Origin of the sequence: Streptomyces neyagawaensis (assembly GCF_023516595.1) — a bacterium.
Taxonomy (GTDB): Bacteria; Actinomycetota; Actinomycetes; order Streptomycetales; family Streptomycetaceae; genus Streptomyces; species Streptomyces neyagawaensis.
In genome coordinates this window covers 410,650-433,538 of sequence record NZ_JAMGBG010000005.1, presented here as the reverse complement: position 1 = coordinate 433,538, position 22,889 = coordinate 410,650, and the positions used below count along the sequence as shown (strand labels likewise).

Here is a 22,889-nt window from a genome sequence, read left to right as displayed (position 1 = left end):
GGGCGCGCCGCGCGGCGGTGGCTCAGGTCTGGCGCAGCGGCTCGTACTCCTCGGCGCTGAGCCCGAACGTCCAGGCCACTCCCTCGCGGGCCGTCCGCGTCGTCGGGGGCACCCGGAGCCAGTAGGTGCGGCTCGTGCCGTCGGGCTCGGGGGTGGAGTTGACGACCTCCACCATCACCACGTCCTCGTCGCCGGGCAGTTCCACGCGCCAGAGCACGCCCGTCTCGTCCCGGCCCACCGGCTTGGCGCCCGACTCCTCCAGGTAGCGGTCGTAGCCGTAGTGCTCCAGCATGACGCGGCGCAGTTCGGCGTTCTCCTCCTCGCGGATGCGCACGGGGGTCAGCGTGGCCAGGGAGTCGAGGAACTCGCCGGGCACGGGCAGCCCGCGCCAGGCGTGCAGGGCGAAACCGTCGGAGTAGGCGAGGGCGGGGCCGTCACCCCGGTCCAGTCGGCCGGCCTCGTCCCGGTGCAACTCGGTGGGGCGCTCGGCGACGACCGCCACGTTCTCGTAGGGCCACCACCAGCCCGCCGTACGGGCGACCTCGGCGAGTCCGTCGAGGCCCGGGGACGAGTCGGCCGCCGCAGGCCCGGCGCTCGTGTCGGGGGCGGGCCCGGCGCCGGTGGCGTCCAGGTCGTCGAAGGCGGCGAGCCAGGCCGCGTCGTGCTGGCCGAGGACCGCGTCCAGGAGGAGGAGCCGGACACGGGTCTCCTCCTTGCGGTCGTCCGGGGCCAGGGCCTCGACGACGCCGGTGCGGACGCGGTCGACGAGCGGCCGGGTGGTCTCCCACAGGTCCGCGCCGGTCGACCGCCAGTGCTCGCTCCAGCCCGCCGGGCCCAGCCGGGTGTGCAGCCGGCCGCGCGCGGCGGCGACCGGGCGGTTGCGGACCGCGTCACGGACGCTCGCCCCGGTGCCGGTCACCGTCTCGCCGCCCTCGGTCGGTGTCCCCGACAGCAGGCGCACCGCCTCCAGCGGCGAGCGGACCCACACGATCCGCTCGGGCTCCGGCAGCCCGGCCCGCCGGTAGGCGAGCCGTACGCCCGCCTCGGTCCGTGCCCGGTCACCGGCTCCCGTGGCCGCCGCCACCGCACGCCAACTCGTCCGCTCCGTCACGCCGTTCCTCCTGGATGTCATGTCCGATCCCGATGTCCTGTGCCCTGCCCCGTCGGCCGCGGCGATTCAGTCCGCCACGATCCGCACCGAACCCGGCACGTACTCGCGCTGGCGCACGACCCGGTACCAGCCCTTCGGCAGGGAGATGGGCGCGTGCTCCTCGTGGACGACCCGGGCGCCCTCCGGGACGTGCAGCAGCATCGGGCCGAAGGCGTCCGTCTCGCGGACGAGGCGGCCGGGGCCGACGACGGCGTGGGCGTGTCCGGTGACCTCGCCGAGGGCGAGGACGAGCCGGCCCCGTCCGTCGCGCGGTTCCGACGCGGCGTCACGCGCCGTGTCGGGCACGGCGGTCTCCGCGATCGGCGCGATGAGGACGTCTCCTTGCCGGTACATGGGTCTCCCTCCCGTCGGGGCACTCGCTGTGCTCCGCATGGAAGGGACCGTAGAGGCAGGCACTGACAATGGCCCCGGACGCGGTGTCTTCAGGCCCTGTTCACGGGGCCTGTCCACAAGGAACGGGGTCCGCTGTACCCGATGTCAGAGGGGCTTGGTAGAACTCCCCTACCCGACGGCGCCGTGCGCGCCCCGGGGAGCAACGGGGGGATCCGCGCACGGGCTCGGGTCCCGCCCACCGACATGGAACGAAGGGGCGGGCACACATGACCATCGGAAGCCACTTGCGGGAGTTCCACGACCTGCCCGTCGTCCAGTTCCCCGACTCGGTGAAGGGCCCCGAGGGCACGGGTAAGTTGCCCGCTCCGGGGGAGGTGGCCTGGTCCGTCGCCGTGGACTCGTACGACAGCGACGAGGCGTGGCAGGACGCGTTCGCGCGGTTCCTCGCCTCGATCGACACCACGAAGGTGCGGGCGCTGGTCGTGGGCGCGTGGAACGAAGCCTACGACAGCGGGCCCGAGCCGGTGATCGAGGCCCTGGTGGCGGCGAAGGACCGGCTGCCCGCACTGCGCGCGCTGTTCCTCGGTGACATCGTGATGGAGGAGTGCGAGATCTCCTGGATCAACCAGGGCGATGTCGGTCCGCTGCTCTCGGCCTTCACGGAGCTGGAGGAGTTCGGTGTGCGCGGCGGTCAGGGTCTCGTGTTCCCGGCGCTGCGGCACGAGCGGCTGCGGAAGCTGACCGTCGAGACGGGCGGCATGCCCGTCGAGGCGGTGCGCGGTGTGGCGGGGAGTGATCTGCCGGCCCTCGTCCACCTCGACCTGTGGCTGGGCACGTCCGAGTACGGCGGTGACTCCGAGGTCGCCGACCTGGCGCCGATCCTGGCGGGCACCCGGCTGCCCTCCCTCAGGCATCTGGCGCTGCGCAACAGCGAGATGCAGGACGACATCTGCACGGCGCTGGCCTCCGCCCCCGTGGTGGCCCGCCTGGAGGTCCTCGACGTGTCGATGGGCGTCCTCACCGACGACGGCGCGACCGCGCTGCTCACCGGGCAGCCGCTCACCCACCTCACGACGCTGGACCTGCACCACAACTACCTCAGCTCCGCGATACGCGACCGCCTGCGGGACTCCCTGGAGGCCGAGGGCGTCCAGGTCGACGTCGACCCGGACGACGCGGACTCCGACGAGGACGACGACGGCACGGTCTGGCGCTACGTCGCGGTCGGCGAGTAACGGGGCGCGGCACGCGGTTTCGGCGGGTACGAGGTGAGGGGGGTCGGTGTGTCCGGTCGGACCGGCGCGGGTGCGGACCCGTTCAGGTGGGCGGTCGTCGGCAACGGCGAGAACCGCCGGGTCGGGCTGTTCGTCGCGGCGGCCGAGGCCGCGGGCGTGGGGACACCGCGGGTCGTCGAGTGGCGGGACGTCCTGCGCGACGGCGGCCACGAGTTCGCCGACGACGAGGTCGTACGGCTGGACTCGCCGGGCGAGAACGCCGAGGTGGACCAGCTGCTGCGCGGCGTCGACGATCCGACGCGTGTGGAGGGCTCGGCCACCTGGTACGGGCGTTTCCTGGACGCGGTCGGGTCGTTGCGGGGCGGGATGAGGCTGGACGAACCGGCGGATCTGGCGGTGCTGTTCGACAAGCGGCTCTGCCACGCCCGGCTGGACGCGGCGGGCGTCCCGGTGCCGCCCTCCCCCACCTCGGGGGGCCGCACGGCGGTGCGCGGCTGGGACGACGTACGGGCACTGATGCGGGAGCACGGCATGCCGCGTGTCTTCGTGAAGCCCGCGCACGGTTCCTCCGCGTCGGGTGTGCTGGCCGTCGAGTCGTCGGCGAGCGGCCGGATCCGGGCCACCACCGCGGTGGAGGTGGCGGCGGACGGCCGGCTGCGCGCCCCGCTCCGGCTGCACAACTCGCTGCGGGTGCGCCGGTACACCGACGAACGCGAGATCGCCGGCATCGTCGACGCCCTCGCACCGGACGGGCTGCACATCGAGCGGTGGCTGCCGAAGGCGTCCGCCCAGGGCAGGTCCGCGGATCTGCGGGTGCTGGTCGTGGCGGGCCGGGCCACCCACGCCGTGGTCCGCACCAGCCGCTTCCCCATGACCAATCTCCATCTCGGCGGCGCGCGGGGCGATCTGACGTCGGTCGTCGACGCGGCGGGCGACCGCTGGCGCCAGGCCCTCGACATCTGTGAGCGGGCGGCCGCGTGCTTCCCGGACACCCTGAGCGTCGGGGTGGATCTCCTCCCCGCCATCGGCTGGCGCCGGTTCGCCGTCGGCGAGGTCAACGCCTTCGGCGATCTACTGCCCCGGCTGACCGGTCTTCCCGGCGGCCCCGCGGAGGGCCTGGACACCTACACGGCGCAGATCGCGGCCGTACGGGACCGGTTGCCGTCGGCGCTCTCGCACCACCCCCAGGCAAGGAAAGACCATGCACCCTTCTGACACGGCCCTCGGGCCGCCCGCGGCCGACGCCGAGCCCGTGCCCGACAGCGACGCCGCGCCCGCGCCCGCGCCCGCGCCCGCGCCCGCGCCCGACATGAACGAAGTGGTGGGCCGGGACGACCTGTTGCTGCTCACCCTCGACACCCTGCGGTACGACGTGGCGGTGGAGCTGGCCGCGGCCGGGCGGCTGCCGAACCTGGCGGCGCGTCTGCCCGGCGGTGTCTGGGAGAAGCGGCACGCGCCCGGCAGCTTCACCTACGCCTCGCACCAGGCGATGTTCGCGGGCTTCCTGCCGACCCCGGCGGCACCGGGGCCGCATCCCCGGTTGTTCGCGAGCCGGTTCGCGGGCAGTGAGACGACCGCGGGCCGCACCTTCGTGTTCGACACTCCCGACCTGGTGTCGGCGCTCGCCGAGCGCGGCTACCGCACGGTGTGCGTCGGCGGTGTCGGGTTCTTCAACAAGCAGGGCGCGCTCGGCAGCGTCCTGCCCGGCCTGTTCCAGGAGAGCCACTGGGAGCCGGAGTTCTCCGTCGCGTCCCCGACGTCCTTCGAGGCGCAGGTGGCCCGCGCCGAGGAGGTGGTGGCCGGACTGCCCGCCGAGCAGCGGCTGTTCCTGTTCCTCAACGCCTCGGCGCTGCACCAGCCGAACTGGTTCCATCTGCCGGGCGCCACCCGTGAGGCGGGCGACAGCCTCGCCACGCACGCGGCGGCCCTGGAGTACATCGACCGGCACATCGGGCGGCTGTTCGCCGCGATGAGCGCGCGGCGCCGCTGCTTCGCCGTCGTCTGCTCCGACCACGGGACGACCTACGGCGACGACGGCTACACCGGGCACCGGTTGGGCCACGAGGCCGTGTGGACCGTCCCCTACAGCCACTTCTTCCTGGAGCCGTCCGCATGACCGTGACCGCGCCCCCCGTTCGCCCGTACCAGCACTACGTGTACGCCTATCCGCACAAGACGGCGTACCGCAGGCTGCCGGAGCGGCCGCGCCTCGCCGACCTGTGGGCGGGCGAGTCGAAGGCGGCCCTGTCGCTGTACGCGCACATACCGTTCTGCGAGGTGCGCTGCGGGTTCTGCAACCTGTTCACGCGGATCGGCGCCCCGGACGGGCTGACCGGGCGCTACCTGGACGCCCTGGAGCGGCAGGCGATCGCCGTCCGGGAGGCGCTCGGCGACACGGAGCCGGTGCGGTTCGCGAACGCCGCGTTCGGCGGTGGCACCCCGACGTTCCTGGAGGCCGCCGAGCTGGAGCGGCTCTGCGACATCGCGGAGCGGCACATGGGCGCGGACCTGCGGGCGATCCCGCTGTCGGTGGAGGCGTCCCCCGCCACGGCGACGGCCGACCGGCTGTCCGTGCTGGCCGCGCGGGGCACGACACGGCTGAGCCTAGGTGTGCAGAGCTTCGTCGAGGAGGAGGCGCGCGCGGCCGTACGGCCGCAGCGGCGTGCCGATGTGGAGGCGGCCCTGTCCCGCATCCGCGACACCGGCATCCCCGTCCTCAACATCGACCTGATCTACGGCATCGACGGGCAGACGGCGGCCAGTTGGCGGCTCTCCCTGGACGCGGCCCTCGCCTGGCGGCCCGAGGAGATCTACCTGTACCCGCTGTACGTGCGGCCGTTGACCGGTCTGGGCCGGCACGCCGATCCCGCGACGGCGGACCGCGACTGGGACGAGGCCCGGCTGCGCCGCTACCGGGAGGGCCGCGACCATCTGCTCGCCCGGGGCTACGAGCAGGTGTCCATGCGGATGTTCCGCCACGCGGACGCGCCGCCGCAGGGCCCGGACGACTACGCATGCCAGACCGACGGCATGATCGGCCTGGGCTGCGGCGCCCGTTCGTACACGTCGAGGCTGCACTACTCCTTCGACTACGCGGTGGCCATGCGGGAGATCCGGGGCATCATCGACGACTACACCGCCACCGAGGACTTCGGGCGGGCCGTGCACGGCCGCGAGGTCGACGGGGACGAGGCGCGCCGCCGTCATCTGCTCCAGTCGCTTCTCCAGGCGCAGGGGCTGCCGGTGGCCGACTACCGGCGGCGGTTCGGCGCCGACCCGTACGACGACTTCCCGGCGGAGCTGGAGCGGCTGGACGCACGCGGCTGGCTCGCCGGAGCGGGCGGGGAGGTGCTGAAGCTGTCCGACGAGGGGCTGGCGCACTCGGACGCCATCGGGCCCGACTTCTTCTCCCCCGCCGTTCGGGCCGCGATGGCCGACTACGAGCTGAAGTGACGGCCGCCATGGATCTGACGCTCCTGTACCGCGGACCGCTGGCGTCGTGCGACTACGACTGCCCCTACTGCCCGTTCGCCAAGCGCCGTGACTCGACGGAGCAGTTGCGGGCCGACCGGGCAGCGCTGGACCGGTTCACCGGCTGGGCGCGGTCGTCGACCGGCGACCGGCTGTCGGTGCTGTTCACACCGTGGGGCGAGGGGCTGACGCGGTCCTGGTACCGGCGGGCGCTGGTCGAGCTGTCGCACGAGCCGCGCATCGACCGGGTGGCGATCCAGACGAACCTCAGCTGCCGCACGGAGTGGTTGGCCGAGGCCGACCGGGACACGGTGGCGCTGTGGTGCACGTACCACCCGGGCCAGACCCCGTACGAACGGTTCCTCGGCAAGACCCGGCGGCTCACCGCGATGGGAGTCCGCTTCAGCGTGGGCGTCGTCGGCCTGCCGGAACACCTGGAGGAGGCCCGCCGGCTGCGCGCGGAGCTGCCCGAGGAGGTGTACCTGTGGGTGAACGCCGCCGAGGGGCACACCTACACCGACGAGGAGGCGGCGGCGTGGACCGCGCTGGATCCGCTGTTCCCGTTCAGCCGCCACCCGCACCGGTCGGCGGGCCGCGCTTGCCGCACCGGCTCGACGGTGGTGTCCGTCGACGGTGACGGCACCGTCAGACGGTGCCACTTCGTCCGGGACGAACTCGGCAACCTCTACGACGGCTCCTTCCGTACGGCGCTCGCGCCCCGCGTCTGCCCGCTGGCCGTCTGCGACTGCCACATCGGGTACGTCCATCTGGAGTCCCTGCCGCTGTACGACGTGTTCGTGGGCGGCGTCCTCGAACGGATACCGACGGCGCAGGCCCGCCTCGGGATGCCGCTCAGTCCTCGCGCTCGTAGGTGAGCGTGCAGCCGTCCGGCGTGGTGACCGTGAAACGGTCGGCGGTGGCGTCCAGCCGGTAGCTGACCAGCTCGTCGCTGGACGTGCTCATGGTCAGCGTCGTCCTGTCGGGCATCCGGGCCGTTCCCACGTCCCACACCGGCAGGCCCCGGTCGGCGCCGCCCACCGCCCGGTAGCGGGATCCCGGGCCGATGACGAGTCCGGCGGGATAGGCGCGAGCGCAGTCGGAGTCGGACACACGGCGCCAACGGCCCGTCAGGGGCCCCGGCTCGGACGCACTCGGATCGGCCATAACCGTTCGATTCTATGCACGTACGTCAACCGGCGCATTACGGCCAAGCATTACCCGACCGGACTATTGCGGCATCCCAGCTTCCGGACGAAGTTCAGCAGGTACTCGAAACTGTCACGTGCGGCCCACGCCCGGGGCTCGGCGACGGAATCGGTCGATCAGGGGGCTCCTGTCACCCATGTCTCGGCCCCAGGAGGGCGATCATGCACAACGAAGCACCACAGGCACCACAGATGTACGCCGCCGACCCACGGCTCGCGCCGAACGCCGTGAACGTGACCCCGTCCGCGGTTCCGGTCGCGGCCCCGATCGCCGTCGAGGACTCCTCGCCGGCCGAGGGCGCCACCGAGCGGGGCGACCGGCCCGTCCCGCTGCCGCCACCGCCGCTGCGGCCGTGCCGCCCGGACTTCCGTGACGGCTGCTACCGGGTGACGTTCCGGCCCGCCCAGGCGTCCCTGCCGCACCTCGTCGGCACGCTGCGCGTCGACCGCAAGGCGCAGGCCGCCGGCCCGGACGGGGTGATCGTCAGCGGGGACCTGTACCGGCAGCCGCCGTCCCTGGTCCCCGACCCGGGGTCGGGCGACGGCGCCGCCGGGCCGGGCGGGGCCGCTCTCACCGGCGGCGGGGAGTCCGTAGCGGCCGCGGCGAGCCGCCCCGGCGCGCCCTCGCCCCTGCTGCCGCGCGTCCCGGTCTTCCCGCGGGACCGGTACCACTCGTACCTGAAGGCGACACGCCTGGTCGTGCCCCTCTTCGGGCTGCCGGGCCGGCCGTGCCAGGTGACCCTCGACGTGGACGAGTTCGACTACACCCAGCCGCCGGCCGGCTCGTTCAAGGGGTCGTTCCCCTCGTCCCCCAGCAGGTCCCTGCGGTTCGTCCTGACCCGCGTGCCGGGCTCCCCCCTGCCCCTGCCCGGTCTGGGCGGGCCCCGCTTCGAGGGCCGGGTGTTCGAGGGCGACGTGCTGCGCGGGACCATCACCCTGACATGGGTGTCGAGCTTCCTGCGCCGCGCCGTCCTGGAGATCGACACCCTGCGCGGCGCGGTCGGCCCCCAGCCGGTGCCCGCCGCGTCCGGCAGCGGGACGGAGTTCTTCGACACGGTGTACGCCACCGCCGGCTGGGACCTGTCGATCGACCGGGTCGAGGCGCAGATCGACATCCCGGTGCCGGTCGGGGTGAACCCGACCGCCTGCTGGTCGGCGGCGAACCTGCACGCGCTGATGTCGGGCGTGCGCAAGTCGAGCACCGACCTCGACGCCGAGTGGCGCACCCACCTCGTGGTGGTGCCCGCCGCCCTGGGCTGCTCGCGTGGCGTGATGTACGACCAGATCGGCGTGCCGCGCGAGGGGTCGGCGAGCTTCAGCGACGACGGCTACCCGAGCTCGGACTCCTCGAACTTCGGACTCGCGGAGAACCAGCGGCAGCGCGACTTCCCGCGTGCCTATCTGCGGTCGGCGACCCATGAGGTGACGCACGCGTTCAACCAGATCCACCAGGAGACGGAGACCGCCGCCGACAACTCGATCATGACGACCACGCCGAGCGTGGCCGATGTCCTCGGCGGGCCCGCCACCGGCGCGCCCGGTGTGTTCCCCGACCAGATCAACCTCGGCTTCAACCCCACCGTGCGCAACCATCTGGCCCATATGCCGGACCCGGTGGTGCGCCCCGGCGGCTGGCCGTTCGCGAGCTGGTTCCCCTCGGGGGCCCCGCAGGCGTCCGACCGCAACCTGTTCCGTTCGGACGAGCTGGACTTCGAGGTGTGGGCGGAGGCCGGGCGCGTCCCGCTCGGGGCGCCGGTCACCGTGTCCTGGCGGCTGACGAACACCTCGCAGGGCGAGCTGGTGGTGCCCAACGATCTGCGGATGGAGGCGCTGTTCGCCACCATGTCGTGCCTCGACGAGAGCGGGGAGGAGCGGCCGGTGCGGCCGTTCGTCATCACCTGCGAGTCGGCGAAGCTGGCCCCGCTGGCGCCCGGCGAGTCCCTGGGCGCGGAGTACCGCGTGTTCTGGAGCTCCGACGGGTTCCCGCTGGAGCGGCCGGGTCGGCACACGCTGACGGTGACCGTCGGCTGGTCGGCCGGCGGGGTGCCGGTCGGGGTGACCGGGAGCTGCGAGGTGTGGGTGGACCGGCCGACGACCGACGCGGAGAACCGTGACGCCGCCCTCGTCATGCACCCCGAGGTCGGCAAGTGGGTCGTCCTGGGCGGCGGCGCCTACCACCTCCCCGAGGCGGTCGACCGGCTGCGCACCCTGGACGCCGCCGGCGCCCCCTCCGTCGCCGGCGCCACCGACACCGACCGCTCCCGCGTCGCGGACGCCTTCGCCGAGCTGAGCCTGATGCCCAGCCCGACGGACGTGAAGAACGGCGGGAACGGGAACGGGGAGGCCGACGGGAGGTAGCTCGCGACAGCGCTCCGCGTCCCTCACACCCCCGCCTGTTGTACCGGCGCTTCACACTCGCCAGCTGTACCGGCGTTTCACAACACCCGCCAGGTGTACCGGCGCTTCACACCCGCCAGGTGTACCGGCGCTCCGGGCGTCCCGCCACGCCGTAGCGGAGGGAGACGTCCGCTGCGCCGGTGGCGTGGAAGTACTCCAGGTAGCGGCGGGCGCTGACGCGGGAGATGCCGGCGAGGGTCGCGCACTCGGTGGCGGACAGGGTGCCGTCGGCGGCGCGGAGGGTGCGTTCGACGAGGTCGGCGGTCTCGACGCTCATGCCCTTGGGCAGGGCGCCGACCGCCGACGTCGGCGGCGTCGACGCCCCGGCGAGGACCCGGTCGACGTCGGCCTGGCTCTGCACGACCGCGGTGAGCAGCCGGCCCCGCTGGGCGGCGTACCGCTGGAGCCGGGAACGCAGTTCCTCGAACTCGAACGGCTTGAGGAGGTAGTCGACGACACCGTGGCGGACCGCGCCGCGCACGGTGTCGGCCTCCCGCGCGGCGCTGATGACCATGACGTCGCAGTCGTGGCCGGCCGTACGCAGCCGGGGTATGACGTCGAGGCCGAAGACGTCGGGCAGATACAGGTCGAGCAGGACGAGATCGGGGCGCAGTTCGTCGACGGCGGCGGCCGCCTGCTCCCCGGTGCTGGCGACGCCGACGACCCGGAACGGCTCGACCCGTTCGACGAAGGTGCGGTGGACCCTGGCCACCATGAAGTCGTCGTCGACGACGAGGACGTCGATCGTGGCCGGACCAGGACTCATGGTGTCGCTCCTTCCGCCACCGCGTCGGCGAGGTGGCTGACGGTCATGCGGGCGGTGAACATGGCCCCGTCGGGGGTGTTGGTCACCGAGATCTCGCCGCCATGGCGTTCGCAGACCAGGCGGGTCAGGGCGAGACCGATGCCGCGTTCGCCCTCCTGGGCGGCCTTGGTGGTGAAGCCGTGGGAGAACACCTCGCGAGCGAGTTCGGGGGCGACGCCGGGGCCCGAGTCCCGGACGACGATCTCCACGCTGGAGGCGTCCTGGCGCAGTTCCACCTCGACCCATGCCTCGCGGTCGCCGGGTTCGCTGGCGGCGGCCGCGGCGTCCACCGCGTTGTCGACGAGGTTGCCGACGACGGTGGCGACGTCGGCGGCGTCCTCCGGGGCGAGCCGGTCGAGCGCGGTGCTCTCGGAGATCCGCAAACTGACCTTGCGTTCGGCGGCCAGTGACGCCTTGGCCATGAGGAGCGCGGCGACCGCGGTGTCCCGGACGCGGCGGCTGAGGGTCATGTCGAGGGACTGGCGGTGGCGGCTGAGCGCGCGGATGTAGCGGACCACTTCGTCCTGCTCGCCGATCTGGATGAGTCCCGAGATGGTGTGCAGCTGGTTGGCGAACTCGTGGGCCTGGGCGCGCAGCAGCTCGGATGAGCTGCGGAAGGAGCCCATCTCCCGTTCCAGGCGGGCGAGTTCGGTGCGGTCGCGCAGGGTGGTGACCGAGCCGAGGTGGCGGCCGTCCTTGGTGACGGTCATCCGGTTCATGACGAGGACCCGGCCCCGGCGTATGACGACCTCGTCGCCCTTGTGGCCGGGGATCTCCTGCGCCCCGGTGAGGACGTCGCGCAGTCGCCCCTCGACGCCCAGCTCGCTGAGGCTCTTGCCGACGCAGTCCGCGGGCAGGTCGAGCAGGCGCAGGCCCACCTCGTTGACGAGGGTGACGCGGGCCTGCGGGTCCAGGGCGACGACGCCCTCGGCGATGCCGTACAGCATGGCCTCGCGGTGTTCGGCGAGGCCGGCGATCTCGCGGGGTTCCAGGCCGAGGGTCTGGCGTTTGACGCGGCGGGCCAGCAGCCAGGAGCCGGCGATGCCGAGGCCGCTGGCGACGCCCAGATAGACGAGGAGGTAGGAGGAGGCGCCGCTGAGGCGCTGCCACACGGTCGGGGAGGCCTCGCCGACCATGACGGTGCCGAGGAGCACGCCGAGGTGGTCGTCGGTGGCGCCGAGGACGGGCACCTGGGCGACCAGCTCGCGGCTGTCGTCGAGGGTGAGCGGGCCGGACCAGCCGCGGCCCCGGGCGGCGCCCTCGCCGAGCGGGAGCCGGTCGCCGAGGACGGTGGGGTCGGTGGAGCTGACGATCCTGCCGTCGGCGTCGGCGACGGTGACCGAGGTGACGCCCGACTGGGTCTGGGTGGAGTTCACCAGGGGGGCCAGGGCCTCCTGGGGCAGGGCGCGGGCGAGTCCGTCGCGGACCAGGGGGTTGGCGGCCAGTTGCTCGGCGAGGGCGGTGACGCGGCGGCCCTCGACGCGGTTGAAGGTGGCCGCGGACTGGGTGAGGGAGACCCCGGCGACCGCCAGCAGCACCACCACGACGATGCCGAGCTGGAGGACCAGCATCTCGCCCGCGAGGGTATGGCGGCGGAACTCGGCGACCACGACGGGGACTCATCTCTCGTGCGGAGGCGACGCCGGGCGGCTCGGGCGTCGAGGGGGGTGCGTTGGGTCGCACAATGATGGCGCTCGTGCGGGGTCAGGAGAAGAGAGGCGGGGGGAGAGTGCCCATAAGGTGACAGAGGCCGCGACCACAAAGACCACAACGTCCATTGCCTCCGCAACTGCTGCACACCCCTCCGGGTGGGCACGATGTGTCGCGGGTCACTCTCCTCCATCGACGTCCACGACAGGTGGTGACACTCGTGCGTCTGCGCACCCCTCGGGGGCGACACGCCCTCGCCCTGTTCGGTGCCGCCGTGCTCGTGCTCGTGGGGCCGCCGCTGCTGACGACCGGCGACGGCGGTGACACGGGCACACAGATACCGGGTCTGCGCTTCATGGTGCCGAACACGCCGGGCGGCGGGTACGACATCACGGCCCGCACGGCCGCGAAGAACGCCGAGGACGCGGGGCTCACCCACAACATCGAGGTGTTCAACCTGCCCGGCGCCGGCGGCACGGTCGGGCTGAGCCGACTGGTCGGCGAGCACGGCAACGGCAGGCTCGCGATGTCGATGGGGCTCGGCGTCGTCGGTGCCGTCCGCTCCAACGACGCGCCGAAGACCCTCGCCGACACCACGCCGATCGCCCGGCTCACGGAGGAGCAGGACGTCGTGGTCGTCGCCAAGGACTCGCCGTACCGAACGATCGACGATCTCATCGGCGCCTGGAAGGAGAGGCCCGGCAAGCTCCCCGTCGGCGGTGGCTCGGCGCCGGGCGGGCCGGACCATCTGGCGCCGATGCTGATGGCCCGGGCGGCCGGGATCGCGCCGCGGGACGTCAACTACATCCCCTTCGACGGCGGCGGTGAGCTGCTCGCCTCCATCCTCGGCGACAAGGTCGCCTTCGGGGTGTCCGGCGTCGGCGAGTACCTGGACCAGATCAGGGCGGGCGAACTGCGGCTGCTCGCGGTGACCGGCCCCGAGCGGGTGACCGGGCTGGACGCGCCGACGCTCCAGGAGGCGGGCTACGACGTGAACTTCACCAACTGGCGCGGCATCGTCGCGCCACCGGGTCTCACCGACGCCGAGCGGGCCAAGCTGACCCGGCTGATCGAGAAGCTGCACGACTCCCCGGAGTGGCGGCAGTCCCTGAAGCAGAACGGCTGGGACGACGCCTTCCTCACCGGCGAGAAGTTCGGTGAGTTCTTGGAGGCCCAGGACGAACGCGTGGTGTCGGTGCTGAAGGAGCTGGGACTGTGACGACGCCCCCCACCGGCACGCCGCACTCCACCGGCACGCCCCATCCCACCGGCACGCCGCACCCCACCGACACTCCCCCGGCGCCCGCGGCGGACCGCGGGTCCTGGCTGCGGAACCACTCCGAGCTCGGCGTCTGCGTGCTGCTGCTGGCTCTCGGTGTGCTGGTCCTGACGGACGCGCTCACCATGGACGTCGACATCGCGCAGCGCGGGCCCGTCGGCCCGCGGACGGTGCCGGTGGTGGTCGGCGCCGGGCTGCTGCTGATCGCGGCGCTGCTCGCCGTGGACGTGCTGCGCGGCGGGCGGGGGCAGGCGGAGGCCGGTGAGGACGTCGACCTGTCGGAGCCCGCCGACTGGCGCACGGTCCTGCTGCTCACCGGGGTGTTCCTCGGCTCGGCCGTCCTCATCGAACCGCTCGGCTTCCCCGCGGCGGGCGCCCTGCTGTTCTGGGGCGCGGCGTTCGCCCTCGGCAGCCGCCGCCACGACCGCGACCCGCTCGTGGCGGCCGTCCTCTCGCTCGTCACGTACGCCGTCTTCAACAACCTCCTCGGGGTGCCCCTGCCCGGCGGCCCGCTGATGGGAGTGCTGTGACATGGACGCCCTCACCTCCCTCCTGGACGGCTTCGGTACGGCCCTGACGCCGGTCAACATCCTGTGGGCCGCGGTCGGGGTGCTCCTCGGCACGGCGATCGGGGTGCTGCCCGGCATCGGCCCGGCCATGGCGGTCGCGCTGCTGCTCCCGGTGACGTACGGGCTGGACCCGATCGGCGCGTTCATCATGTTCGCCGGCATCTACTACGGCGCGATGTTCGGCGGCTCGACCACCTCGATCCTGCTCAACACCCCCGGTGAGAGCGCGGCGGTGGTCGCGGCCATGGAGGGCAACCCGATGGCCAGGTCGGGGCGGGGCGCGCAGGCACTGGCCGCCGCCGCGATCGGGCACTTCGCGGGCGGCATGGTGGGCACGGTCCTGCTGGTGGCGCTGGCGCCGACGGTCGCCGAGCTGGCCGTGGGCATCGGTGCCCCCGACTACTTCGCGATCATGGTGCTGGCGTTCATCGCCGTGACGTCGGTGCTGGGCTCGTCCCGGGTCCGGGGGCTCGCCTCGCTGCTGATCGGGCTCACGATCGGCCTGGTGGGGCTGGACCAGATGACCGGGCAGCAGCGGTTGACATTCGGTTCGCTCCAGCTCGCCGACGGCGTCGACGTCGTGATCGTCGCGGTCGGTCTCTTCGCGATCGGCGAGGCCCTGTGGGTCGCCGCCCATCTACGGCGCGGGCCGGGCGAACCGATACCGGTGGGCCGCCCGTGGCTCGGCCGCTCGGATCTGCGGCGGACATGGAAGTCGTGGCTGCGCGGCCCGTTCATCGGGTTCCCGTTCGGGGCGATCCCGGCGGGCGGCGCGGAGATCCCCACGTTCCTGTCGTACGTCACCGAGAAGCGGTTGTCGAAGCACCGGGACGAGTGGGGCAAGGGCGCCATCGAGGGGGTGGCCGGGCCGGAGTCGGCGGCGTCGGCCTCGGCGGCGGGCACCCTGGTGTCGATGCTGACGCTCGGTCTGCCCACGACGGCGGTGGCGGCGGTGATGCTGGCCGCGTTCCAGCAGTACGGCATCCAGCCGGGCCCTCTGCTGTTCGAACACGAGCCGGACCTCGTGTGGGGTCTGATCGCGTCCCTCTTCGTGGGGATGGTGCTGCTGCTGGCGCTCAATCTGCCGCTGGCCCCGCTGTGGGCGAAGCTGCTGCGCATCCCCCGGCCGTATCTGTACGCGGGGATCATGTTCTTCGCGGCGGTCGGCGCGTACGCGGTCGGCGGCGAGGTGATCGACCTGGTGATCCTGCTGGTCATCGGTCTGATCGGGCTCGGCATGCGTCGTTACGGACTGCCCGTGCTGCCCGCCGTCATCGGGGTCATCCTCGGACCGGGCGCCGAACAACAGCTGCGGCGCGCCCTGCAGATCAGCGACGGAAGTGTCACCGGCCTGGTGAACACCCCGTTCGCGGTGACGGTGTACGCGGTGATCGTGGTGCTGCTGGCCTGGCCGCTGCTGAAGCGGCTCGCGGCCCGCGCGCGCACCGCCCGTAGCGTGTGAGTCGGGTGCGATCCGGCTCGGTCACGGGGCGGCCGGGTTCAACTTGCGCCCCGCTCCGCCTCCTCGTGGAGGAACGCACTGATCTGCCCTGCGAGGCTCTCGCGGACGGTGCCGGAGGCCGGGTCGAGGAGCTCCTCGTCGACGCCGATGCCGCCCGACCACAGATGGCGGTCGGTCCACTCCTCGTCGGCCCGCAGCTGGACCTGGATGTCGAGCCGGAGGAGCTGGGCCTCGGGCGCGGCGGCGTACAGGACGGCCGTGGCCCGGCGCAGCGGGTAGAGGTCGAAGCCCTCGATGAACTTGGAGTTGCGCCAGTCCAGGAAGGCGCTCTCGCCGTCGGGGCCGGTGCGGATGTCGAGCTGCCCGTCCTCCAGGTGGAGGCCGACGTGGCCGGTGCCGCGGTTCTCCACGGTCACCCGGAACCGGAAGTAGGTCAGGCCCTCGGCGGCGTCGTCACCGCCGCGCGGCGGTTCGGCGCGTTCCAGGCCGTGGACGCGCACACGCAGGCCGGCCAGGTCGCCGTCGTACTCCTGCCAGTCCCCGATCACGTTGGGCTCGCGCACCGTCCACCTCTCCACGTCGGCGGGACGACTCCCGCGCTCGCGCGCACCACAGTGCCACACGCGTCGGGGGTGCCGAATTCCCGCATCGCCGCCGGTCAGACGTGATCAAGCCGTGTGCAGCGACGATTCCCGCCAAGGCGGCCGGGAGGGGGTCCCCCACGTGCCGTACATCACGTCGGCCGCCCGCTGTGCGGATATGTGTGGGGGCGTTGCCGGTTCCGTCATATGGCGACGACTTCCCCATTCCGTGCGCGCGTGTCGGCGCCGTACGCTACGTTCGATCACCGCCGGTGGCCGCGCCGTCGGCGAGATCGCGCGCAGGGGAAGGTCTGGGGAGCAGCGCATGAGCACGTTCGGCATTGCTCCGTCGGCGGCCCGGGTCATGACCGGGGGACTCGCCGACTCACTGTTCGAGACGGCGCAGCGCGATCCCGCGCTGCCGCAGATCGCGCGCCGCGAGACCGGCACCCCGGACACCTGGACGTCGCTCGGCGCGGCCGAGGTGCGGGACGAGGTGGTGAGCCTGGCCAAGGGGCTGGTCGCCTCCGGGATCCGGCCGGGCAACCGGGTGGCCGTGATGGCGCGGACCCGTTACGAGTGGACGGTGCTCGGCGTCGCGCTGTGGTCGGTGGGCGCGGAGATCGTGCCGATCTATCCGACGTCGTCGCGTGACCAGGTGGAGTGGATCCTGCGGGACGCGGCCTGTGTGGGTGTCGTCGTCGAGGACGAGCAGGGCGTGATGACGGTCGGCTCGGTCTGCGCCAAGCTGCCGCTGCTGAGCCATGTGTGGCAGTTGGACGCCGACGCGCTGCCGCAGCTGGTCGAGGTCGGCCGGGACGTGCCGGACGCGACGGTGGACTCGTTGCGCCGCATCGTGATGCCCGACTCCACGGCGGTGATCGCGTACACCTCCGGCACGACCGGTCACCCCAAGGGCTGCGCGCTGTCCCACCGCAGTCTCGCCAGCCCCTGCGACGTGCTGCTCGCCGGGTGGCGGCACACCGCGGCGGCGCCCGGGGAGCAGCCGGCGATCCTCGCGTTCCTGCCCTTCTCCCACGTCTACGGCCTGATGATCCAGGGGATGTGCCTGCGGGGCGGGCTGCTGCTCGGCCATGAGCCGGAGCTGACCGAGGAGGCACTGTCGGCGGCCCTGCTGTCGTTCCGGCCCACGTTCCTGTACGGCGTGCCCTACGTCTTCGAGAAGATCTACAAGAACTTCCTGCGCAAGGCCCAGCAGGCGGGCCGGGGCGCCGTGTTCGAGCGTGCCGTGCGCACCGCGCAGGACTACGCGCTCGCCGCCGAGCGGCACCGCCTCGACTCGGGTCCGGGCCCCGGCATGGATCTGAGGCTCCAGCACGCCTTCTACGACAAGACGGTGTACCGCAAGCTGCGTGCCGCGCTCGGCGGCCGGGTGCGCGGCGGCTGTTCCGGCGGCTCCCCCCTCAACCGCGACCTGGCGCTGTTCTACGCCGGGATCGGGATCCTCGTCCACGACGGGTACGGCCTGACCGAGACGGCGGGCGGCATCACGGCGCAGCCGGTGGGCCGGGAGAAGTTCGGCACCGTGGGCCGGCCGCTGCCGGGCACCGAGATCCGGGTGGCGCGGGACGGGGAGCTGCTGGTCAGCGGGCCTTCGGTGTTCCAGGGGTACATCAACGACGAGGCGGGCACCCGGGCAGCGCTTCAGGACGGCTGGCTGGCCACGGGGGACATCGGGCGGCTGGACTCCGAGGGCTATCTGTCGATCACCGGGCGCAAGAAGGACATCATCATCACCAGCGGCGGCAAGGGCGTGGCCCCGGCGCCGCTGGAGGAGCAGCTGCGGATGCATCCACTGATCCACCAGGCGGTGGTCGTGGGCGACAACCGGCCCTGTGTGGGCGCGCTGATCACGCTGGACCCGGAGTTCCTCGCGCACTGGCGGGGCGCGCTCGGCCCCGCGAACGAGCTGATGGGCCCGGAGGCCCGGGAGGAGAACGCGCTGCGGCAGGAGGTGCTGCGGGCGATCGCCGCTGCCAACAGCACGGTGTCGCGTTCGGAGTCCATCCGGGTCTTCCGTATCCTCCCCGAGCCGTTCGACCTCGCCAACGGCATGCTGACCCCGTCGATGAAGCTGCGCCGCGACACGATCGTGCAGCGGTACGCGGCGGAGATCGAGGCGATGTACGCGACGTCCGCGCGGGCCGCCCGCCGCTCCGTGACGGAGGACTTCCCCGGCTTAGAGGACCCCGACGACGTCTTCCGCCGTCCCCGTCCGTGACGACGGGGCCGTCTGCCGCGTCCGCCCGTGCCACCTGTGTCCGTCTCTGTTTCACTCTCTGTTGACGAAACGGTCCTTCAAATGCGGAGATGCTCCAGCGGGGGCGATGCGCCGCCCGTCCCCCGAGCACCCGTTCGACCGTGAGACGAAGGCAGAGGACCCATGGCACTGCAGATCAGCGCCACCAACCCGGAACACCCCGCGCTGCTCCTCGAACTGCCGTGGCACCTGCCCCTGGAGGAGTGGCCCGAGCACCACCTGGTCCCGCTCCCCCGCGGTATCTCCCGGCACGTCGTGCGCTACGCCCGCGCGGGCGACGAGGTGATCGCCGTCAAGGAGCTCGCCGAGCGGCCCGCGCTGCGCGAGTACGGGCTGCTGCGCGACCTGGACCGGCTGGGCATCCCGGCGGTGGACGCCCTCGGCGTGGTCACCGGCCGCACCGACGAGGCGGGCGATCCGCTGGAGCCGGTGCTGATCACCCGGCACCTCGGCGGTTCGATGCCGTACCGCTCGATGTTCGAGACCACCATGCGTCCGGCGACGATGCACCGGCTGATGGACGCGCTGGCCGTGCTGCTGGTGCGGCTGCATCTGACGGGGTTCGCGTGGGGCGACTGCTCGCTGTCCAACACCCTCTTCCGGCGGGACGCGGGCGCGTACGCCGCGTATCTCGTGGACGCCGAGACCGGTGATCTGCACGCGCAGCTGAGCACCGGGCAGCGGGAGTACGACCTCGACCTGGCCCGGGTGAACATCAGCGGGGAGCTGCTGGACCTGGAGGCGTCGGGGGCGCTGCACCCGTCGGTGGACCCGATCGACTTCGGCAACGAGATCTGCTCCCGTTACCGCCGGCTGTGGGAGGAGCTGACGCGTACGTCGGTGTACCCGGCCGGGAAGTACCACTACATCGAGCGCCGTATCCGCCGGCTGAACGAGCTGGGCTTCGACGTGGCCGAGATGCAGATCGAGCACTCGTCCAACGGCGACACGGTCACCTTCGTGCCGAAGGTGGTGGACGCGGGCCACCACCAACGGCAGCTGCTGCGGCTGACGGGCCTGGACACCGAGGAGAACCAGGCCCGTCGGCTGCTGAACGACCTGGAGAGCTGGATGGCCACCCAGGACGACTACGCCCCGGGTGACCCCCTCGGCGCCCGCCCAGAGGTGCTGGCGCACCGCTGGGTCCGCGAGGTGTTCCGCCCGACCGTGCGGGCCGTGCCGCTGGAGCTGCGCGGCTCGATGGACCCGGCGGAGATCTACCACCAGTTGCTGGAGCACCGCTGGTACCTGTCGGAGCGGGCGCAGCAGGACATCGGGCTGGACATCGCCGTGAAGGACTACATCGACCACGTCCTGCCGAAGGCGCGCGCGGTGCTGCCGCCGCCGATCGACGACGTCACCGGGATGTGAGGCGCGCGCCCGCCGTTCAGGCGTGCGGGACCACCGCCACCGGGCACGGCGCGTGGTGGAGGACGCCGTGGGCCACAGAGCCGATGCGCGCGCCGACCGCCGTGCGCCGGGCGCGGCGGCCCACGACCATCAGCTGGGCGTGCCCGGCGACGGACAGCAGGACCTGACCGGCACTGCCGATCTCCACGTGTTCGGTGACCCGTACCTCGGGGAAGCGTTCCCGCCACGGCCGGAGCGCGGCGGCGAGCGCCTTCTTCTCGTACGGTTCGAGGCCGCCCGCCTCGTCGAGCAGCTTCAGCGAACCGGGGCTGTACGCGTACAGCGGCGGCAGCGTCCACGCGCGGACGGCCCGCAGGGCGGCGCCCCGGGCGGCCGCGGTCTCGAAGGCGAACCGCAGGGTGGCGGCGCTGTCCTCGGGTGTGCCGCCCTGGCCCACGACGACCTCGCGTCCGGCGGCCTCGGCGGCGGCCTCGTCACCGGCGCGGACGAACACGACGGGACGCGGGGAGTCGACGAGGACCTGCTGTCCCACGGAGCCGAGGAGGAAGCCCACGACGGCTCCGTGGCCGCGCGAGCCGAGTACCAGGGTCTCGGCGTGCTCCGCCGCGGCGGTCAGGGACTCCACCGGCGGCCCCTCGACCAGGTCCGTCGAGACCTCCAGGCCCGGGTGCCGCTCGGTGACGCCGCGGACGGCCTCGGCGAGCGCGTCCCGTGCCCATCCGGCCTGTCCGTCCCGGTCCACGGTGATCGCCTCGTGCGGCTGCCACTGCCAGGCGTGCACCACCCGCAGCGGTACGTCCCGGCGTACGGCCTCCCGGCCGGCCCACGCCAGTGCGGCGAGGCTCTCGGGCGTACCGTCCACTGCGGCGGTGATCGGGCGCGTCGACATCGGCCACCTTTCTTCGTCTCATCAGGCTGACGGGCCCAGTCTTCACTACCCTCGCGGCATGGACCTGAACTGGGAGCAGGTAGTGGTGGACGCCGCCGATCCGGTGGCTCTCGGGCGCTGGTGGGCCGAGGCACTCGGGTGGGTGGTGGTGAACGACACGCCGGAGGAGTACGAGATCCGCCCGGAGCCCGACCGCGTGCCCGGCCTGCTGTTCACTCCGGTCCCCGAGGCCAAGACCGTGAAGAACCGGCTGCACCTCGACTTCCGCCCGGTCGACCAGGCGGCGGAGGTGTCCCGGCTCCTCGCTCTCGGCGCCCGCCACGCGGACGTCGGACAGGGGGACGAGTCATGGGTCGTGCTCATGGACCCGGAGGGCAATGAGTTCTGCGTCCTCTCCGGACGCCGCAGCTGACCGGCCGCTCGAGGCGAGTGGGGGTGGAGACTCCGAAGCCGAGCGAACCCGAACGTCCGAACATACGATGAGCACATTGGTTCGGGGTGGGAGGCATATGACTCAGGCGGTCGGTCCGGCGCGGAACGTGATCCTCACCGTGGATGACGATCCGGGAGTGTCTCGTGCGGTGGCCCGGGATCTGCGACGGCGCTACGGCGAGTCGTACCGGATCGTACGGGCCGAGTCCGGTGAGGCGGCCCTGGAGGCGCTGCGGGAGCTGAAGTTGCGCGGCGACCAGGTGGCGGTCGTCCTGGCCGACTACCGGATGCCGCAGATGAACGGCATCGAGTTCCTCGAACAGGCGTTGGACGTCTATCCGGGGGCGCGCCGGGTGCTGCTCACTGCGTACGCCGACACCAACGCGGCCATCGACGCGATCAATGTGATCGACCTCGACCACTATCTGCTGAAGCCGTGGGACCCGCCGGAGGAGAAGCTCTACCCGGTCCTGGACGATCTGCTGCAGGCGTGGCGGGCGGCCGACCGGACCTGCGCCGGCACGACGAAGGTGGTCGGGCACCGCTGGTCGGCCCGGTCCTCGGGCGTCCGGGAGTTCCTGGCCCGCAACCAGGTGCCGTACCGCTGGTTCTCGTCCGACGAGCCGGAGGGGCGGCGGCTGCTCGCCGCGGCCGGCGCGGACGGGCAGCGGCTGCCGCTCGTGGTCACCCCGGACGGTACGCCCCTGGTCGCGCCGGAGGACCCGGAGCTGGCGGAGACGGTGGGGCTGGCGACGACCCCGGCCGAGGACTTCTACGACCTGGTCGTCATCGGCGGCGGCCCGGCCGGGCTGGGCGCGGCCGTGTACGGGGCGTCGGAGGGGCTGCGGACGCTGCTCGTCGAGCGGTCGGCGACCGGCGGCCAGGCGGGGCAGAGCTCACGCATCGAGAACTACCTCGGGTTCCCCGACGGGGTGTCCGGCGCGCAGCTCACGGACCGGGCCCGGCGGCAGGCCACCAAGTTCGGCGCGGAGATCCTCACCGCACGCGAGGTCAGCGGCCTGGAGGTGAACGGGGCGGCGCGAACCATCCGGTTCTCGGACGGTTCGGCGGTCGCCGCGCACAGCGTGATCCTCGCGACGGGCGTGTCGTACCGGCAGCTCACCGCGCCGGGCTGTGCCGACCTCAACGGCTGCGGGGTGTTCTACGGCTCGGCGCTCACCGAGGCCGCCGCCTGCCAGGGGCACGACGTGTACATCGTGGGCGGCGCCAACTCGGCGGGGCAGGCGGCGATGTATCTGTCCCGCGGCGCCAAGTCGGTGACGCTGCTGGTGCGCGGGGAGTCGCTGGCGGCGTCCATGTCGCACTACCTGATCCAGCAGCTCGCGGAGACGCCCAACATCTACGTGCGCACCGGCACGGTCGTCGAGGCCGCGCACGGCACCAACCAGCTGGAGCGGCTCACCCTCAAGGACGTCGCGAGCGGGCACGAGGAACTGGTCGACGCGCAGTGGATGTTCGTGTTCATCGGCGCCGAGCCGCTGACGGACTGGCTGGACGGCACCGTGCTGCGCGACGAGCGCGGCTTCATCCTGGCCGGGCCCGACATGACCGTCGACGGGAGTCCACCGCCGGGCTGGGAGCTGGACCGGCCGCCGTACCACCTGGAGACCAATGTGCCCGGCGTGTTCGTCGCCGGGGACGCCCGGTACGAGTCCGCGAAGCGGGTCGCGTCCGCCGTGGGAGAGGGAGCGATGGCCGTCATGCTCGTGCACCGTTATCTGGAGCAGTCATGAGAAG

At 72.7% G+C, this 22,889-nt stretch carries 20 protein-coding genes; 13 read left to right on the top strand and 7 right to left on the bottom strand.

The genetic code is table 11. The features are described 5' to 3' along the window. Positions 1-22: 22 nt before the first annotated feature. Both M8J73_RS04280 and M8J73_RS04275 read right to left on the bottom strand, forming a co-directional pair. Positions 23-1,132 carry a DUF6745 domain-containing protein gene (locus tag M8J73_RS04280; protein WP_055541763.1) on the bottom strand — a complete coding sequence of 370 codons (1,110 nt, stop codon included), beginning with the start codon at positions 1,130-1,132 and terminating at the stop codon, positions 23-25. 45 nt (positions 1,133-1,177) lie between these two features. Beyond that, positions 1,178-1,504: a DUF8820 family protein gene (locus M8J73_RS04275; RefSeq protein WP_055541762.1), complete on the bottom strand. Its 327-nt coding sequence runs from the start codon at positions 1,502-1,504 to the stop codon at positions 1,178-1,180. Between the two features lie 266 nt (positions 1,505-1,770). Between M8J73_RS04275 and M8J73_RS04270 the strand changes: the two genes are divergently transcribed. The 5 genes from M8J73_RS04270 to M8J73_RS04250 all read left to right on the top strand — a co-directional run bounded on the left by M8J73_RS04270 (position 1,771) and on the right by M8J73_RS04250 (position 7,085). Then, the gene (locus tag M8J73_RS04270) at positions 1,771-2,739 is read left to right on the top strand and encodes an STM4015 family protein (protein ID WP_055541761.1); all 969 of its coding nucleotides are present in this window, start codon (positions 1,771-1,773) and stop codon (positions 2,737-2,739) included. 48 nt (positions 2,740-2,787) lie between these two features. Further along, complete coding sequence (locus tag M8J73_RS04265; protein WP_107424094.1) at positions 2,788-3,954, top strand: STM4014 family protein; 1,167 nt, start codon at positions 2,788-2,790, stop codon at positions 3,952-3,954. A 94-nt stretch (positions 3,955-4,048) separates the two neighbouring features. Then, complete coding sequence (locus M8J73_RS04260; protein ID WP_055541767.1) at positions 4,049-4,855, top strand: STM4013/SEN3800 family hydrolase; 807 nt, start codon at positions 4,049-4,051, stop codon at positions 4,853-4,855. Next, positions 4,852-6,192, top strand: a complete 1,341-nt coding sequence (locus M8J73_RS04255; RefSeq protein ID WP_055541759.1) for an STM4012 family radical SAM protein — start codon at positions 4,852-4,854, stop codon at positions 6,190-6,192. The genes M8J73_RS04260 and M8J73_RS04255 overlap by 4 nt, the downstream gene beginning before the upstream one ends. 8 nt (positions 6,193-6,200) lie before the next feature. Further along, positions 6,201-7,085: an STM4011 family radical SAM protein gene (locus tag M8J73_RS04250; RefSeq protein ID WP_055541766.1), complete on the top strand. Its 885-nt coding sequence runs from the start codon at positions 6,201-6,203 to the stop codon at positions 7,083-7,085. On the opposite strand, the gene M8J73_RS04245 is transcribed toward M8J73_RS04250, so the two are convergent. Continuing rightward, positions 7,063-7,374 (bottom strand): hypothetical protein, encoded by a 312-nt coding sequence (locus tag M8J73_RS04245; protein WP_249828250.1) that lies wholly within the window; start codon positions 7,372-7,374, stop codon positions 7,063-7,065. The genes M8J73_RS04250 and M8J73_RS04245 overlap by 23 nt on opposite strands. 203 nt (positions 7,375-7,577) lie before the next feature. Between M8J73_RS04245 and M8J73_RS04240 the strand changes: the two genes are divergently transcribed. Further along, positions 7,578-9,773, top strand: a complete 2,196-nt coding sequence (locus tag M8J73_RS04240) for a hypothetical protein (RefSeq protein ID WP_249828249.1) — start codon at positions 7,578-7,580, stop codon at positions 9,771-9,773. Positions 9,774-9,879: 106 nt separating this feature from the next. Here the strand turns inward: M8J73_RS04240 and M8J73_RS04235 are convergent, their stop codons facing one another. Next, positions 9,880-10,578 carry a response regulator gene (locus tag M8J73_RS04235; protein WP_055543376.1) on the bottom strand — a complete coding sequence of 233 codons (699 nt, stop codon included), beginning with the start codon at positions 10,576-10,578 and terminating at the stop codon, positions 9,880-9,882. After that, complete coding sequence (locus tag M8J73_RS04230; RefSeq protein WP_249828248.1) at positions 10,575-12,227, bottom strand: sensor histidine kinase; 1,653 nt, start codon at positions 12,225-12,227, stop codon at positions 10,575-10,577. The genes M8J73_RS04235 and M8J73_RS04230 overlap by 4 nt, the downstream gene beginning before the upstream one ends. A 260-nt stretch (positions 12,228-12,487) precedes the next feature. Here M8J73_RS04230 and M8J73_RS04225 point away from each other — a divergent pair, with 260 nt between their 5' ends. From M8J73_RS04225 to M8J73_RS04215, 3 genes are read left to right on the top strand one after another with little or no spacing between them, the layout of a single operon-like run. Then, a complete protein-coding gene (locus tag M8J73_RS04225; protein WP_249828247.1) occupies positions 12,488-13,486 on the top strand; it encodes a Bug family tripartite tricarboxylate transporter substrate binding protein in 999 nt (332 codons plus the stop codon). Then, on the top strand, positions 13,483-14,076 hold the full coding sequence (locus tag M8J73_RS04220; RefSeq protein WP_372503887.1) for a tripartite tricarboxylate transporter TctB family protein: 594 nt from the start codon (positions 13,483-13,485) through the stop codon (positions 14,074-14,076). Before M8J73_RS04225 ends, M8J73_RS04220 begins: the two co-directional genes overlap by 4 nt. A gap of 1 nt (position 14,077) precedes the next feature. After that, entirely contained in the window at positions 14,078-15,577 is a 1,500-nt protein-coding gene (locus M8J73_RS04215) for a tripartite tricarboxylate transporter permease (RefSeq protein ID WP_055539146.1), read from the top strand. A gap of 38 nt (positions 15,578-15,615) precedes the next feature. On the opposite strand, the gene M8J73_RS04210 is transcribed toward M8J73_RS04215, so the two are convergent. Then, complete coding sequence (locus tag M8J73_RS04210; RefSeq protein ID WP_055539147.1) at positions 15,616-16,140, bottom strand: hypothetical protein; 525 nt, start codon at positions 16,138-16,140, stop codon at positions 15,616-15,618. Positions 16,141-16,483: 343 nt separating this feature from the next. On the opposite strand from M8J73_RS04210, the gene M8J73_RS04205 reads away from it, so the two are divergent. Then, positions 16,484-18,400: an AMP-dependent synthetase/ligase gene (locus M8J73_RS04205; protein ID WP_055539148.1), complete on the top strand. Its 1,917-nt coding sequence runs from the start codon at positions 16,484-16,486 to the stop codon at positions 18,398-18,400. A 162-nt stretch (positions 18,401-18,562) separates the two neighbouring features. Then, on the top strand, positions 18,563-19,810 hold the full coding sequence (locus M8J73_RS04200) for a DUF4032 domain-containing protein (protein WP_249828246.1): 1,248 nt from the start codon (positions 18,563-18,565) through the stop codon (positions 19,808-19,810). A gap of 16 nt (positions 19,811-19,826) precedes the next feature. Here the strand turns inward: M8J73_RS04200 and M8J73_RS04195 are convergent, their stop codons facing one another. After that, a complete protein-coding gene (locus tag M8J73_RS04195) occupies positions 19,827-20,699 on the bottom strand; it encodes a universal stress protein (RefSeq protein WP_249828245.1) in 873 nt (290 codons plus the stop codon). A 58-nt stretch (positions 20,700-20,757) separates the two neighbouring features. Here M8J73_RS04195 and M8J73_RS04190 point away from each other — a divergent pair, with 58 nt between their 5' ends. Together M8J73_RS04190 and M8J73_RS04185 are read left to right on the top strand one after the other, a co-directional pair. Continuing rightward, the gene (locus tag M8J73_RS04190) at positions 20,758-21,111 is read left to right on the top strand and encodes a VOC family protein (RefSeq protein WP_055542647.1); all 354 of its coding nucleotides are present in this window, start codon (positions 20,758-20,760) and stop codon (positions 21,109-21,111) included. A gap of 97 nt (positions 21,112-21,208) precedes the next feature. After that, positions 21,209-22,885 carry an NAD(P)/FAD-dependent oxidoreductase gene (locus tag M8J73_RS04185; protein ID WP_055542648.1) on the top strand — a complete coding sequence of 559 codons (1,677 nt, stop codon included), beginning with the start codon at positions 21,209-21,211 and terminating at the stop codon, positions 22,883-22,885. Positions 22,886-22,889 lie beyond the last annotated feature (4 nt).